At 51.7% G+C, this 15,044-nt stretch carries 12 protein-coding genes; 11 read left to right on the forward strand and 1 reads right to left on the reverse strand.

From position 1 onward, the window contains the following. The first annotated feature begins 27 nt into the window (after nt 1–27). The 5 genes from secD to JSQ80_RS18235 all read left to right on the forward strand — a co-directional run bounded on the left by secD (nt 28) and on the right by JSQ80_RS18235 (nt 6,334). Entirely contained in the window at nt 28–1,296 is a 1,269-nt protein-coding gene (gene secD / locus JSQ80_RS18215; protein WP_087432406.1) for a protein translocase subunit SecD, read from the forward strand. Beyond that, nucleotides 1,286–2,197, forward strand: a complete 912-nt coding sequence (gene secF / locus JSQ80_RS18220; protein WP_206096231.1) for a protein translocase subunit SecF — start codon at nt 1,286–1,288, stop codon at nt 2,195–2,197. Before secD ends, secF begins: the two co-directional genes overlap by 11 nt. Before the next feature lie 201 nt (nt 2,198–2,398). Next, entirely contained in the window at nt 2,399–3,349 is a 951-nt protein-coding gene (locus JSQ80_RS18225) for a cation diffusion facilitator family transporter (RefSeq protein WP_087432408.1), read from the forward strand. A gap of 22 nt (nt 3,350–3,371) precedes the next feature. Then, nucleotides 3,372–5,801, forward strand: coding sequence for a single-stranded-DNA-specific exonuclease RecJ (recJ, locus tag JSQ80_RS18230; protein ID WP_206096232.1), 2,430 nt, complete (start codon nt 3,372–3,374; stop codon nt 5,799–5,801). A gap of 20 nt (nt 5,802–5,821) precedes the next feature. Next, nucleotides 5,822–6,334 carry an adenine phosphoribosyltransferase gene (locus JSQ80_RS18235; RefSeq protein WP_087432410.1) on the forward strand — a complete coding sequence of 171 codons (513 nt, stop codon included), beginning with the start codon at nt 5,822–5,824 and terminating at the stop codon, nt 6,332–6,334. Between the two features lie 75 nt (nt 6,335–6,409). On the opposite strand, the gene uraA is transcribed toward JSQ80_RS18235, so the two are convergent. Further along, the gene (gene uraA, locus JSQ80_RS18240) at nt 6,410–7,672 is read right to left on the reverse strand and encodes a uracil permease (protein ID WP_087432411.1); all 1,263 of its coding nucleotides are present in this window, start codon (nt 7,670–7,672) and stop codon (nt 6,410–6,412) included. Nucleotides 7,673–7,977: 305 nt separating this feature from the next. On the opposite strand from uraA, the gene JSQ80_RS18245 reads away from it, so the two are divergent. The 6 genes from JSQ80_RS18245 (at nt 7,978) to hisS (ending at nt 15,021) form a co-directional block, all read left to right on the forward strand. Next, nucleotides 7,978–10,158, forward strand: a complete 2,181-nt coding sequence (locus tag JSQ80_RS18245; RefSeq protein ID WP_206096233.1) for a RelA/SpoT family protein — start codon at nt 7,978–7,980, stop codon at nt 10,156–10,158. A gap of 40 nt (nt 10,159–10,198) precedes the next feature. Then, nucleotides 10,199–10,642: a D-aminoacyl-tRNA deacylase gene (gene dtd / locus JSQ80_RS18250; protein WP_087432413.1), complete on the forward strand. Its 444-nt coding sequence runs from the start codon at nt 10,199–10,201 to the stop codon at nt 10,640–10,642. Nucleotides 10,643–10,741: 99 nt separating this feature from the next. Next, nucleotides 10,742–10,885, forward strand: coding sequence for a hypothetical protein (locus JSQ80_RS18255; protein WP_176392739.1), 144 nt, complete (start codon nt 10,742–10,744; stop codon nt 10,883–10,885). A 160-nt stretch (nt 10,886–11,045) separates the two neighbouring features. Further along, nucleotides 11,046–11,480: a flagellar basal body rod protein gene (locus JSQ80_RS18260; RefSeq protein WP_240463711.1), complete on the forward strand. Its 435-nt coding sequence runs from the start codon at nt 11,046–11,048 to the stop codon at nt 11,478–11,480. Between the two features lie 134 nt (nt 11,481–11,614). Continuing rightward, on the forward strand, nt 11,615–13,177 hold the full coding sequence (locus tag JSQ80_RS18265) for a coproporphyrinogen III oxidase (protein WP_206096234.1): 1,563 nt from the start codon (nt 11,615–11,617) through the stop codon (nt 13,175–13,177). Between the two features lie 593 nt (nt 13,178–13,770). Continuing rightward, nucleotides 13,771–15,021: a histidine--tRNA ligase gene (hisS, locus tag JSQ80_RS18270; protein ID WP_206097651.1), complete on the forward strand. Its 1,251-nt coding sequence runs from the start codon at nt 13,771–13,773 to the stop codon at nt 15,019–15,021. The last annotated feature ends 23 nt before the right edge of the window (nt 15,022–15,044 follow it).

Here is a 15,044-nt window from a genome sequence, read left to right on the forward strand (position 1 = left end):
TGAATATGAAAGGGGACTTGGGACGATATGAAAAGGGTGCTCGCATTCCTGCTCATCGTTGTTGTATCGCTAGGCGTTATTGTTTGGACTAGCCCTTCGATCGTCAACAGCATACGTCTCGGGCTCGATTTAAAGGGCGGATTTGAAATTTTATATCAAGCATCGCCACTTGAACCGGGCGGGAAGATTACATCTGAGGCGCTGAAACAAACGGCAAGAAGCTTAGACAAGCGGATTAACGCGACAGGAACAAGCGAACCGGAAATTACGATTGAAGGTTCGGATCGTATTCGCGTTAAGATTGCCGACGTAAAAAACGAAGAGGAAGTACGCAAAAAATTGAAAGAACCATCCGTGCTGACATTCCGCAGCTCCGACGGCTGTAAAGAGGCGACGGATTACTGCAAGGTGGAACTGCAAGGAACGGACTTTGTAGAAGGCGGAGCAAGCGTTGTGTTCAATGAGCTCCACCAGCCGATCGTAGCGATTAAGCTGAAGGATGCCGGCAAGTTTTCTGAAATTACGAAACGATTGGCCTCTTTGGCACAGGAAGATCGCAACCGTCTTGCTATTTTCATGGACGAGCACATGATTTCCGATCCGAGAGTGAGCTACGAAATTCCGGGCGGGGAAGCGACCATCACGGGTCAACGCACGAACGAGGAAGCGAATGAGCTCAGAGATACGATTAATTTAGGGTCGTTGCCGCTGAAGCTTACCGAGAAATACTCGCAGAGCGTAGCCGCCACACTCGGCAAGCTATCGCTCGATCAGACCGTAAAAGCCGGTTTAATCGGCACGGCTCTTATCCTGCTGTTCATGCTGATCGTGTATCGCTTGCCTGGCGTTATCGCAAGCTTCTCGCTTATCCTGTTCACATGGCTGCTGCTCATCGTGTTCTGGCTGTCCGAGATTACGCTCACGCTGCCGGGGATTGCGGCGTTTATTTTGGGGCTCGGGATGGCTGTGGATGCCAATATTATTACGTATGAACGGATTAAGGAAGAGCTTCGCAGCGGCAAATCGATTAGTTCTTCCATGAAGGCCGGATCCAAGAACTCCTTCCGTACGATTATGGACGCGAACATTACGACGATTATTGCCGGCGTCGTTATGTATGTTCTGGGAGAGAGCCAAGTTAAGGGCTTTGCGCTTATATTGATGATGACCGTTGTCGTCAGTATCTTTACGAACGTGTTCCTTTCCCGTATTTTCCTGCACATGCTTGTAAAAGCGCGCGTGCTGACCAAACCGGGGTATTTTGGCGTAAAGGAGAGTGAAATCCGTGCGCTTTAAAGGAACATTCAACTTTGTTCATTCCAGCAAGTATTTCTTTATCTTTTCCATCATTATTACGATTCTAGGTGCGGCATCGCTCGGTATATTCGGTCTGAACTATGGCGTTGACTTTAGCTCAGGGACGAATGTGGACGTCACCTTGACGAAGCAGATAGAAAAGAAACAAGTAGAAGATTTGCTGAAATCGTATGATTTCAAAAAAGAACCCGTCATTACGACGGGGGCGGAACGGATGACGATTCGGTTCAGCGAGGTATTGACCGAGCCGCAAGAGAAGCAGTTCAAAGCGGACTTCAGCAAGATTGATTTCGGGGCATCCTTCGAAATCAATACAGTCGACGTTGAAATCGCGCGCGAGCTGCAGCGCAACGCCCTGCTTGCCGTCGGGATTGCCAGCTTGGGCATTATTATTTACGTCAGCATTCGTTTTGAATGGCGCTTTGCTGTCTCGGCTGTTATCGCCTTGCTGCATGACGCGTTCATGGTCATCAGCTTGTTCTCGATTTTCAGGCTGGAGGTTAACCTGCCGTTCATCATTGCGATTTTGACGATTATCGGTTATTCCATTAACGATACGATCGTTATTTTTGACCGTATCCGGGAAAATTTGCGTTTTGCCAAGGTTAAAAATATTCATGACCTGGCACACTTGGTCAACGACAGCATCTATCAGACGCTGACCCGATCCATTAATACGGTATTGACCGTGCTGGTGGCTGCGCTCTGCTTGTTCATCTTCGGCAGCGAATCCATTCGCATGTTCTCGCTGGCGATTCTGTTCGGTCTTGGATTCGGCGCATACTCCTCCATCTTCATCGCGAGCCCGCTCTGGGTAGTGCTCAAGAGCAAGGAGAAGAAGAAGCCGAAGGCAACTGCCAAGACTCAGCAAGCGCAATAAGGTCGAACTGGCGTTGTCTCATTGCAGAAACTTGCGTGACATTGTAAAAATTTCGTTTTTTCTCATTTTTGGGAAAAATGAAACATGCGATAAAGCCGCGTCCGTATGTGACGCGGTTTTGGCGTTGTGCGGCAGCGTGCCTCAAAGTTGAGGATAGGCCGCCAGCACAGACATAAATGTGTATACAAACGAGGGATGTAAATGTCTACCGATCGTTTTGCCAAAGCTGAGAGGGGTGCATGGATAGGGATCGTCGGAAATGTCGTTCTTGCCGCAGTGAAAGGCGTTGCCGGCTTTCTGTCCGGAAGCCAGGCGCTAATCGCTGATGCATTCCACTCTGCCTCCGATGTAGCGGGCTCCTGCGCCGTACTCGTTGGCTTGAAGGCTGCCAAGCGTCCGCCGGATAGGGATCATCCCTACGGTCACGGGAAAGCGGAATCGATTGCGGCTATTATCGTCTCGGTACTGCTTCTAGTCGTTGGACTTGAGCTGGCGGTGTCTGCGGTCAAATCGATATGGAACGGACATGTGGAAATACCGAAATGGTATGCGCTCGCGGCGATTATGCTTTCCATCGTAGTCAAGGAAGGAATGTTCCAGTATAAATACCGCTTGGGCAAAAGACTCTCTTCCCAAGCGCTTATCGCAAACGCATGGGAGCATCGCTCGGACGTGTATTCGTCCATTGCGGCGTTAATCGGAGTCGGCGCAGCGATGATTGGGGGGCAGCTGGGCATTGGCTGGCTGCTGTACATGGACCCGGCTGCCGGTGCCGCTGTTGCGCTCCTGGTGCTGCATATGGGCTACAAACTTGTCATGGATTCCATCCATTCGACGATGGATCACGTCCTTCACGATGAAGACGCAAATCCGCTTATCCGTGCGGTGCAAACGGTCGATGGTGTCATTACCGTCGACGAGCTGCGCGCGAGAGAGCATGGTCATTACGTCATCGTGGATGTTAAAATAAGCGTAAATCCGCGCATGACGGTTGCCGAAGGGCACATGATTGCCAAGCGGGTCAAAAATCATTTGCTGCAGCGTTTTTTGCATGTTGCCGATGTCTTTGTCCACGTAAATCCGTTCGATCCCGGATACCCTTACCGAATGCAGGATCAAGTCAGGGAGGACTCGACAAATTTATTGCAATAGATGTTGCTAAAGGAGAGGAAGGATGCTTCATCCACGCTCGCGATGGATCTGTGCGGAAACATCGGAAGCCCGCGTCGAACAGCTGGCGCACGAAGCCAATATTTCGAAGCTGCTGGCGCGTATGTTCATGGTGCGCGGGGTAGAAGATGCGGAGCAGATTCATCGTTTTCTGAATGCTGATGTTGAACTTATGCATGATCCGTTCCTTATGGCCGGCATGGAGCAGGCTGTGGAACGGATTCGGCAAGCGATTGCCAATAATGAACGAATTCGCATTTATGGGGATTACGATGCAGACGGGGTGTCCAGCACCTCATTGATGATTTATACGATGCGCCATTTGCAGGCCAACTACGATTACTACATTCCGCATCGGGCCCAAGAAGGCTATGGTCTGAACAAGGCGGCGCTTGATAACGCAAAAGCGGCAGGGTGCACACTTATCGTCACGGTCGATACGGGAATAAGCGCTCTCGAAGAAGTGGCGTATGCCAAGGAACTGGGCATAGATGTCGTTGTCACGGACCATCATGAGCCGCCGGAACAACTTCCCGACGCATACGTCCTCGTCAATCCGAAGCTGCCGTACTGCGCGTATCCATTCAAAGGGCTGGCAGGCGTAGGGGTTGCCTTCAAAGTCGCCCACGCGCTGCTGGGGCGCTTGCCCGAGGAATGGCTGGAGCTGGCTGCCATCGGCACGGTTGCCGATCTGATGCCGCTTGTCGATGAGAACCGGATCATCGTCCAGAAAGCGCTAAAACGAATGAGCCGTTCCGATTACGCGGGGATACGAGCTTTAATGAGAATCGGCGGCATTGAACCGAGCCACATAACTTCAACGGATATCGCCTTCTCGATGGCGCCCCGGATCAATGCCAGCGGACGGCTCGATCATGCGGATACGGCGGTGCAGCTTCTGACGGCGGCTGATGACGAGACCGCTCAAGCGTGCGCGGAAGAGCTCGATCGGCTGAATCGGGAACGGCAAAAAATCGTGGAAGGCATTGTGAAGGAAGCGGAAGCCCAACTGGAACAGAAGATCGAACGGCAAGAAGGCGTTCCCCACGTCATCGTGCTTGCAGCTGAAGGATGGAATGTCGGTGTCATCGGCATTGTCGCTTCGAAAATTCTAGAGCGGTATTATCGGCCTACGTTCGTGCTGGGCATTGATTCAGAGAACGGCATGTGCAAAGGCTCGGCACGTTCCATTCCTGGATTTGACCTGTATGAAGCGATGACCGAGTGCGCCGGACTGTTCGATCATTACGGCGGCCATCAGGCCGCAGCGGGCATGACGCTCCACCGGGATAAGCTGGAGGAGCTGGAACGATGCTTGAATGAATCAGCCCGAGCGAAACTAAACGAAGAACATTTCGTGCCTTGCGTGGAAGTGGACGCGGAATGTGAAGTGTCAGACGTTCCGTTATCCGAAATTGAACAGATGGGGCGACTAGCTCCATTTGGAATGGGCAATCCAAGCCCGCGTGTCGTCATTCGCAATGCAATCGTGCGCGATAAGCGGACGATGGGCAAAGAGGGTCAACATTTGAAGTTGATGTTGGCGAAAGACCGTGCTACATTGGATGCGGTAGCTTTTCATCGCGGGAGCTTATCCCATCGCATCGCGTCCGATGCAAGGGCGGATGTGCTTGGCGAGCTATCGGTCAATGAATGGAACGGGCAGCGCAAGCCTCAACTCATGATGCAGGATATTCGCATTGCTGAACGGCAATTGTTCGATATGAGGGCCACCTCCAATCCCGTGGAGAAGGCGGTGGAGCTGGCCAGAATATTAGAGCAGGACGCGCCGCAATCATGCGCGCTTGTCTTGACGCGGGAGCAGGCGGGTGTATATTCAGCCGAGCCGTATGTATGGCTATACAGCGATGAAGAGAAGGGGCCTGTCCTGGTTCCGGGCGCCTGGGGCTGGAAAGCGGACGATGCATTCGTGGCCGGCCTGTCAAGCCATGTGCGGGAACTCGTCATCTGCGGCATGCCGCCAAGCGAGGAAGAATTCGATCGAATGGCCCGGCAGCTGCCGGACGTCGAAAGAATATATGTCATCCTGCCGCGGCAACCGGAGGGAGGACGGCTGCATTCGCCTGGACGGGAACGGATCGCTCGCGCTTATAGTGAATTGAGGAGATTGGCAACCTGGGACACCGAACCGGCTTTTCTTCAGCCGCTTGCCGCCCGCTTGAACATGAGCGATAGAGAACTGTTGCTCCTGTTCGCCGTATTTCAAGATTTGGACTTTATAACTTGTACATTATCTCAAGAAAAAACAACCTATCGCATCGTCGAGCAGCCTCAGAAGACATCGCTTGAACAATCGCAGCGCTATCAGGATTGGATGATTGCCTCCGCCTGGGAAAGTCAGTGGCATGATCTGGCGACAGAGGCTTTTGCGGCTTGGTTCTGGTCATGCTGGGACCGTGCGCGCGGTGTATAACCAATTTAGGAGGAATTCGTATGGATTTTAAATCGTACATTCGTGTCATCCCTGACTTCCCGCAGCCGGGAATCAGCTTCAAGGACATTACTACGCTGCTCAAGGATGGTCAAGCTTATCAAGCTTCGATCGCAGCGATGAAAGACTTGGTCAAGGACAAGCAAATCGATCTGATCGCTGGTCCGGAAGCGCGCGGGTTCGTTGTAGGCGCGCCGCTCGCCTTGTCCATCGGCGCTGGCTTCGTGCCTATCCGCAAGAGCGGGAAGCTGCCAGGCGACACGATTGAAGCCGGATACAATCTGGAATACGGCAAAGACAAGCTGGCGATGCACAGAGATGCCATTCAACCGGGGCAAAAAGTGCTTATCGCCGATGATTTGCTCGCTACCGGCGGTACGATTTCCACTTCCATCGACTTGGTGCGCCAATTGGGCGGCGAAGTCGTAGGCGCATTGTTCTTGATCGAGCTCAGCTACTTGAACGGTCGGGACAAGCTGAAGGATATCGATGTGTTCTCGCTTCTCACGTATTAACCCAACTCAAAAAAATCCCCTTGGAACACCTGTTCCAAGGGGATTTTCTATACAATAACCGTTCACTCTTTATTGCTATTCATTCGACAGGCGGAGCTTGTCGATGATAATGAAGAACAAGTTCAGGAAGATGGCGAGCACGGTCGCAAGCGCCATTCCCTTCAATTCGACGGCGCCGAGCTGCAGCTTCGCGCCGCTAATGCCGATGACGATAACGAGCGTCGTCAAAAGGAGGTTTTTCGGCTTGCTGAAGTCGACTTTGGAATCGACCAGCACGCGCAGACCTGAAGCGGCGATGACCCCGAACAGCAAGAGCGACACGCCGCCCATGACCGGAACCGGTATGTTGGCGATAAGCGCAGACACCTTGCCGAAGAACGACATCAGCACGGCAAACACGGCCGCTCCGCCGATAACCCAAACCGAGTAGACGCGTGTCAGTGCCATAACGCCGATGTTCTCTCCATACGTCGTATTCGGCGTGGAGCCGAGGAAGCCGGAAATTACGGTAGAGACCCCGTTCCCGAGCAAGGAGCGGTGCAGTCCCGGATCCTTCGACAAGTCATTGCCTACGATATTGCTAGTTACCATCAAGTGGCCGATATGCTCGACGACGACGACGAGCGCGGCAGGCACGATGATGGCAATGGCTGTCCAGTTCCACTCAGGGAACGTAAATGTCGGTGTGGAGAAGAAGCTTGCATCGCTTACCGGGGCCATATCAACAGCGCCCATAACGTACGCCACGATATATCCGGTCACAATTCCAATCAGAACAGGTATGATTTTAAAGAACCCGCGGAACATGACATTCCCGATTATCGTTGTCCCGAGCGTAATCAGCGCGAGCGTGATAGCGGTCGAATCCAGCGGCGCATCCGCGGTGGCAGGAATCAGTCCCGACATACTGGCAGCGACCGGCACAAGTTCCAGACCGATAACGGCGACAATTGCGCCCATGGCTGCGGGAGGAAATAGAATATCCAGCCAGCGCGTGCCTACCCATTTGACGATTAACGCTACGAGTATGAAAATGATCCCGGATACGATAAAACCGCCGAGCGCTTGGGCATAGTTCTCTGTCTTCCCGGCCAGAACGACGGTTACCGGGGAGATGAAGGCGAAGCTCGACCCCAGATAAGCTGGGATGAGACCGCGGCACAAGACGAGATAGAATAGGGTGCCAAGCCCGTTCATAAGCAATACGATACCCGGATCGATGTGGAATAAGTTGGGTACGAGAACGGTTGAGCCGAACATGGCGAACAGATGTTGAATGCTAAGCAGCAGTCCCGGGGCGAGACCCGGTTTCTCATGCACTTGAATTTCGCGTTGCAAGGCGAATGCACTCCTTTAATATGTAATTGTAAAAAGTGGCCGTACAGTGAAGTTTCAGACCCAACTATATAATTTACATGTTGTTGGGGTTTCATTTCAACAACAAATTATACGAGACGACAAAAAACGACATCAATATCATAAATTTACGGTTATGTACTAAAGTTTGACAGCTCCGGACATTGGACATTGACAAAGCCGTTTCGAGACCATTGACGGGAGACACCGAATAAAGGCATAATTATAGGATAATCTGTAGTCTAGGGGTACTGCCCCGGATGTAGAAAGGAATCGAAACGACTCCAATGGGCATCGAGCAATTATTAATGAAGGCTTCGACCTATATGAAAGAACCGGACCTGCAGCGTATTCGCGAAGCTTATGAATTTGCCGACAGAGCGCATTCCGGACAGATTCGGAAGTCTGGTGAACCTTATATATTGCATCCGCTGGCGGTCGCAGATATTGTTGTGAACATGCAGATGGATCCGACCTCCGTCGTGGCTGCGCTATTGCATGATGTCGTCGAGGATACATCTGTGTCGCTGGAGGAAGTGCATGCGAAGTTCGGGGACACGTGCGCGATGCTTGTCGATGGTTTGACGAAGCTGGAACGCATCCAGTTCCGATCCAAAGAGGAACAACAGAACGAGAACTATCGCAAAATGTTCATCGCCATGGCTAACGATATCCGCGTAATTGTGATCAAGCTGGCGGATCGGCTGCACAATATGCGCACGTTGAAGTATCAGTCAGAAGAGAGCCAACGCCGCATCGCTTATGAGACATTGGAAATCTTCTGTCCTATCGCTCACCGTCTCGGGATATCGGCGATCAAGTGGGAGATGGAAGATATTGCGCTTCGATACTTGAATCCGCAGCAGTATTACCGCATTGCGAATTTAATGCATAAGAAGCGAGCTGAACGCGAGCAGTACATTTCTGACGTTATCGCCCGCATCAAAGAGAAGCTGGATGAGATGGGAATTACGGCTGATTTGTCCGGCAGGCCGAAGCATATTTATAGCGTATATAAGAAAATGACGGCAAAGAACAAGCAATTCAACGAGATTTACGATCTATTGGCGATTCGGATTATAGTCGATAATATTAAGGACTGTTATGCGACGCTAGGCATCATCCATACGCTGTGGAAGCCGATGCCTGGCCGCTTCAAGGACTATATTGCAATGCCGAAGGCGAATATGTACCAGTCGCTTCATACGACCGTCATTGGCCCGACAGGCGAGCCGACGGAGGTGCAGATTCGCACATGGGAAATGCATCGCACGGCTGAATACGGGATTGCGGCCCACTGGGCCTACAAAGAAGGAAATAATTCCACAGGGGGCAGCTTCGAAGAAAAGATGACGTTTCTGCGCGAAATCTTGGATTTGCAGCAGGAGACGAAGGATGCACAGGAATTCGTCGAATCGCTCAAAATGGATTTCTTTTCGGACTCGGTATTCGTCTTCACGCCGAAGGGAGAGGTCATCGAGCTTCCGACCGGGTCGGTGCCGCTTGATTTCGCCTACCGCATTCATACCGAAGTAGGGAACCGCACGATTGGCGCCAAGGTGAACGGCCGAATCGTGCCGCTTGATCATAAGCTGAAAACGGGAGATATCATTGAAATTTTGACGTCGAAGCATTCGTACGGGCCAAGCTCGGATTGGGTCAAAATTGCACAATCTTCGCATGCGCGCTCGAAGATCAAGCAATGGTTCAAAAAAGAGAAGCGTGAAGAAAATGTGCAAAAAGGCCGCGACATGATCGAGCGCGAGTTAAAACGGCTCGGCTTGGAGCCGCAGGCATGGATGTCCGATGACAAATTGATTGAAGCGGCGAAAAAATTCTCGTTTAACGATATTGAAGATATGATGTCAGCCATCGGCTTCGGCGGCATTACGGCAGCGCAAATTTGCACGCGCTTGACGGAGAAGCTGCGGAAGGAAGCCGAAGAAGCGAGCCAGATTGAACTGACGCACGAAGTGAAGGAAGTCAAGAAAGAGCCGGAACGCAAGTCACGGCCGACTCATGGCATCAGCGTCAAAGGCATCGATAATTTGCTGGTCCGCTTTGCCCGTTGCTGCAATCCTGTTCCCGGCGACGATATTGTCGGGTATGTGACCCGGGGACGCGGGGTATCGGTTCACCGTGCTGACTGTTTGAATATTCCTACGGCAGCGGACGGGGAGGAAGCGGAACGAATCATTGACGTTGCCTGGGGCGAATCGGTCGAGGCGAATTACAGCGTCGATATCGAGATTACCGGCATGGATCGGCGCGGATTTCTCAATGAGGTGCTGCAGGCCGTATCAGAAAGCAAGACGAATATCGCCGCGGTATCCGGCCGCTCCGATCGCAACAAGCTCGCGATGATCCATATGACGATTCTCATACGCAACACGGACCATCTCCAAGCTGTCGTCGAGAAGATTAAACGAGTGAAGGATGTATATACGGTGCAGCGAATCATGCAATAATTCGCTGCTTTTTTTCATAAGAAAATCAGGAGGAACAAAGATGAAAGTCGTTGTGCAGCGGTGCAAAGAAGCCCGTGTCACAGTAGGTGGAGAAACGGCAGGTCAGATTGCGCAGGGGCTGATGCTGCTCGTAGGCGTTACGCATGAGGATACGGAACAGGATGTGAGCTGGATGGCGGACAAAGTGGCCGGCCTGCGTATTTTTGAAGATGAAACGGAGAAGATGAATTTCTCTGTGCAAGATGTGAACGGCGCCATCCTTTCCGTTTCTCAATTTACGTTATATGGTGATTGCCGCAAAGGGAGACGGCCGAATTTCATGTCTGCGGCCAGACCGGATCAAGCGGAACGGCTGTACAATCTGTTTAACGAACGGCTGCGTTCTCTAGGACTGACGGTGGAGACTGGCCGCTTTGGCGCAATGATGGATGTCAGCTTCACTAACTGGGGACCGGTTACCCTCATTATCGACAGCCGAGGCTGAGCGTCCTGCTGCAGGAGCACGCCCATGATTAATGAACCGAAGAACCGCTCATACTAATAGTGCGTTAAATAAGTCTTGGTATTAAAAGGGAGTTATCTCGTGCGGCAGTCTTTGATTCAATTGGCGATCCAGTACAGTTCATGGACATCGGCGCAATCATTGAAGGAATCAGCCAAGCTTCTCCGCGGAGAAGCGGAACATCAAGAAGCGCTTCGCCGCAGCGGAGCGCATATGAAACGTTAGCATATTGAGAAGATGACGCCCGGGTGCTCTGTCTTGTATAAGATGGAGGTCCGGGCGTCATTGTTTCACCCCGGTAATCGTCAGGGTATATGGACAACAAGGAAGCTTCCCGCATGAAATGAATCGCAAAGCGCACAATAGGGATAATGAGGTGATACACATGAAACGGATTCAAGCCTATACACGAACAGAAGATGAAGCGGAATCCTTGCGTACAAGGCTCGTTACCGTAGAGGCGTCGAATATTGAAGTAGGCGAATTAGAGGAGTCAGTTGACGGGAGAGCGCTCTTGTTTGCCCCGTTAGCGACCAGTAATTTAAATGGCTCGACCTATGTAGGCGGCGTGGACAGCTTTGCTCCGGCAGGCGTAATGTTTGCGCGCGATGACGACAACATTGCCGCATCCGCCCCGCCGACGACGGATTCCATCGGCGAGGAGGCGGATTTCAGTCCGGAGCAGGTATCGATTTCCGAGCCAACCTCGGCTCCGGACGATCTGCGTTATGTGGTGGCGGCCAAGGTTGAACACTCACGTTATGACGAAGCCGTGCTGCTCATTCGTGAACATGGCGGGTACGTCGAAACATTCGATTGACCGCGAATGCTTTATTTTCTGTCTGAGATATGCTAGGATATCGTTAATGCGCTCATGGATATGAGCGCTTTTTTACGCATAGAAAAGGCGGCGTTGCCAGCCTTTTTTGCTTGCTTGGGAGGAATTTTGGAACGATGCGCATTACATTAATTGCTAACGAGGCGGCGTTTGAACGCTCGCTTGTCCATATTGTCCAATTGTTTGTCGAGCAGCCTGAAGTAACGTATCAGGTGAGCTTCGATCCCGATTCCGTGCCGCCCGACGGGGAAGATGCCGTCATCGGGCTGATGCAATCCGGTTCAGAGCAATTGACGCCCGAATCATTTCCGCGAACGGAAGCGGGGTTGGTGCATGTAAAGGCCACCCTTCGTCTGCCGGACGAAGGCAAGACACTGGAAGCCCGCAATGAACGCCCGTTTCCGGCGAAGGCGACATATGAGCAATATCGGAAGCAGGTGAAGAGCGCGTTTGCCCATGCGCTCTTGCAGGTATTGACGGAGTGGACCGGAATCGAGCAGCCGTGGGGTATTTTGACCGGTATCCGTCCGACGAAGCTGATGCATGACGCCCGCCGCAAAGGATTGTCCCAGGTTGAAGCGAAGCGTATGCTGAAAGAGGAATATTTGATTACGGATGATAAAATTGGCCTGATGGAGCGGATCGTCGATCGGCAATTGACGGCATTGCCGGATTTGGATCGTTTGCAGGAGGAGATTAGCATTTATATCGGCATCCCCTTCTGTCCGACCAAATGCGCGTACTGCACGTTCCCGGCCTATGACATAAACGGGCGGCAAGGCTCGGTGAATTCGTTCCTGGGCGGCCTTCATTACGAGATGCGGGAAACCGGCCGTTTCTTGAAGGAACGCGGCATTCGCATTACGACGATCTATTACGGAGGCGGCACGCCGACAAGCATTACGGCTGAAGAGATGGATATGCTGTACGAAGAGATGGCGACGTCGTTCCCTGATGTGGATCGCGTGCGCGAAATCACGGTGGAAGCGGGGCGGCCAGATACGATTACGCCGGACAAATTGGCCGTGCTGAACAAGTGGAACATCGACCGTATCAGTATCAATCCCCAGTCATATATCCAGGAGACGCTTGATATTATCGGCCGCCATCACAGTGTAGAGGAAACGGTGGAAAAATATAAGCTGGCGCGTGAAATGGGCATGGGCAACATCAACATGGACCTTATCATCGGCCTGCCGGGAGAAGGGGTTCCAGAGTTCGAGCATACGCTTGCGAAGACGAAGGAGCTGATGCCGGAATCGGTTACGGTCCATACGCTGTCGTTTAAGCGGGCATCGGAGATGACCAAGCACCGGGGCGAAGAGAAGTTCAAGGTGGCGGACCGCGCAGAAATTGGCCGCATGATGGAATTGGCCGGAAATTGGACCACTGAGCACGGTTACGTGCCCTATTATTTATACCGCCAAAAAAATATTTTGGGCAACTTGGAAAATGTAGGATATTGTTTGCCTGGAGCGGAAAGCTTATACAACATTTTAATCATTGAAGAGATTCAAACGATACTCGGACTCGGCTGCGGGGCGAGCTCGAAGTGGGTGCACCCGAAGACGGGTGTTATAAGCCGCTTTGCCAATCCGAAGGAGCCGAAGGTATATAATGACAACTATATGGAAGTGACTCGTAAAAAAATTGAAATGATGTCAGAGTTGTTCCAGTAGATGAAAATAAAACGCTTTATTTTTTGTAATCGTTTTGTAATATTCGTTTCATCTTCCTTTAACATTGACAACCTATAATAACAAGCATGACCCCCTTTTAAAAATATACTTTTGATAAACCTACATTCGATGTAGGTTTTTTTCTTGACTTTAGCGTGCTGCATCCTTACAATGTTCTTTATATTCCGACAATCGCAATATAATTTGGATTGAATAATCTTTTCATATTGATTTGATGACGGGAACAAGTAGTTCAACCCCCTTATATACAGAGAGAGGTTCCTAGGCTGGAAGAACCTTATATGATGGATGAATGAATGACATCCCCGAGAACCAACGGCGAAACAGACAGCTGGCTTTGTATGCAGGCTGTCCACTGCATGAAGTAGCCGTTCGGCGTGATACGCACGTTACACGTAAATGAAGCGCAGTCAGACGATGCTTTGCATTCGTGTGAGGAATGAACTCGTCTGTCTTGCGGAATGTGGGTGGCACCACGGGTGAATGGAAAACTACCATCTCTCGTCCCTTTGCAAATTGATTTTTGCGGGACGGGAGATTTTTTATTTATATAGGAGGTTGAAACCATGGGTATGGCTTATCAGAAACCGACGGGCACTCAGGATTTGCTGCCGGGCACGGTTGAGACGTGGCAGACGATCGAGCGGAAAGCGCGCGACTTGTGTCAACGATTCAACTATAAAGAAATTCGGACGCCGATATTCGAGCAGACCGAGCTGTTCGAGCGCGGTGTCGGCGAGACGACCGATATCGTGGAAAAAGAAATGTATACGTTCAAGGACAAAGGCGATCGCAGCATGACGCTTCGTCCTGAGAATACGGCAGGGGTCGTTCGCTCTTATGTTGAAAACAAGCTGTATGGCGAACCGGATGTTACGAAGCTGTATTATATGGGGCCGATGTTCCGCTATGAACGGCCGCAGGCAGGCCGTTACCGCCAATTCCATCAATTCGGGGTGGAAGCATTCGGTTCCGCCGCTCCGAGCTTGGATGCGGAAATTATCGCGCTCGGTTATCAATTCATGAAGGATGTCGGATTAAGCGGTGTGCGCGTAGAGATTAATTCGGTCGGCAATGCGCCGAGCCGGGCGGCTTACCGCCAGCGGCTCCTTGATTTCTTGATACCGATGAAAGAAACGCTGTGCAAGGATTGCCAATCCCGAATGGAGCGGAATCCGCTGCGCGTGCTGGACTGCAAGGTGGATCAGGACAAATTCAAGGAAGCTCCATCCATCCTTGACAGCCTTGACGAAGAGTGTGCGACGCACTTCGCCAAGGTGAAGGAATATTTAACGGCGATGGGCGTCGATTACGAGGTGAATCACCGCCTTGTGCGCGGCCTCGATTATTACACGCATACGGCGTTCGAATATAAGGCGCAGGGGATCGGCGCCATTGATACGGTTGGGGGCGGCGGACGTTACAACGGCCTTGTGGCCGATATCGGCGGACCGGACCAACCGGGCATCGGCTTTGGGATTGGAATGGAGCGGATTGCGCTTTTGCTTGAGAAGCAAGGCATTGTATGCAGTGATGTTCCTCCGTTAGACATCTATCTGGTCGGACTCGGCGAGCAGGCGGAAGATGAGGTGACGAAGCTTCTGTATGAACTGCGCAAGGCAGGGATTGCGGCGGAGAAGGATTATCAGAGCCGCAAGATGAAGGCGCAGATGAAATCAGCAGACCGGATGCAAGCGCGCTATGCGGGTATTCTGGGCGATGACGAGCTCGCGCGGGGTGAAATTGCCGTGAAAGAGCTCTCTACCGGCGAGCAGCGTTTCGTCAAGCTGAATGAACTGACAGGCGTATTGAAGCAAGGGTAACGCCGGGCAGAGACTTACATTGC

Origin of the sequence: Paenibacillus apiarius (genome assembly GCF_017052585.1) — a bacterium.
Classification (GTDB): Bacteria; Bacillota; Bacilli; order Paenibacillales; family Paenibacillaceae; genus Paenibacillus_B; species Paenibacillus_B apiarius.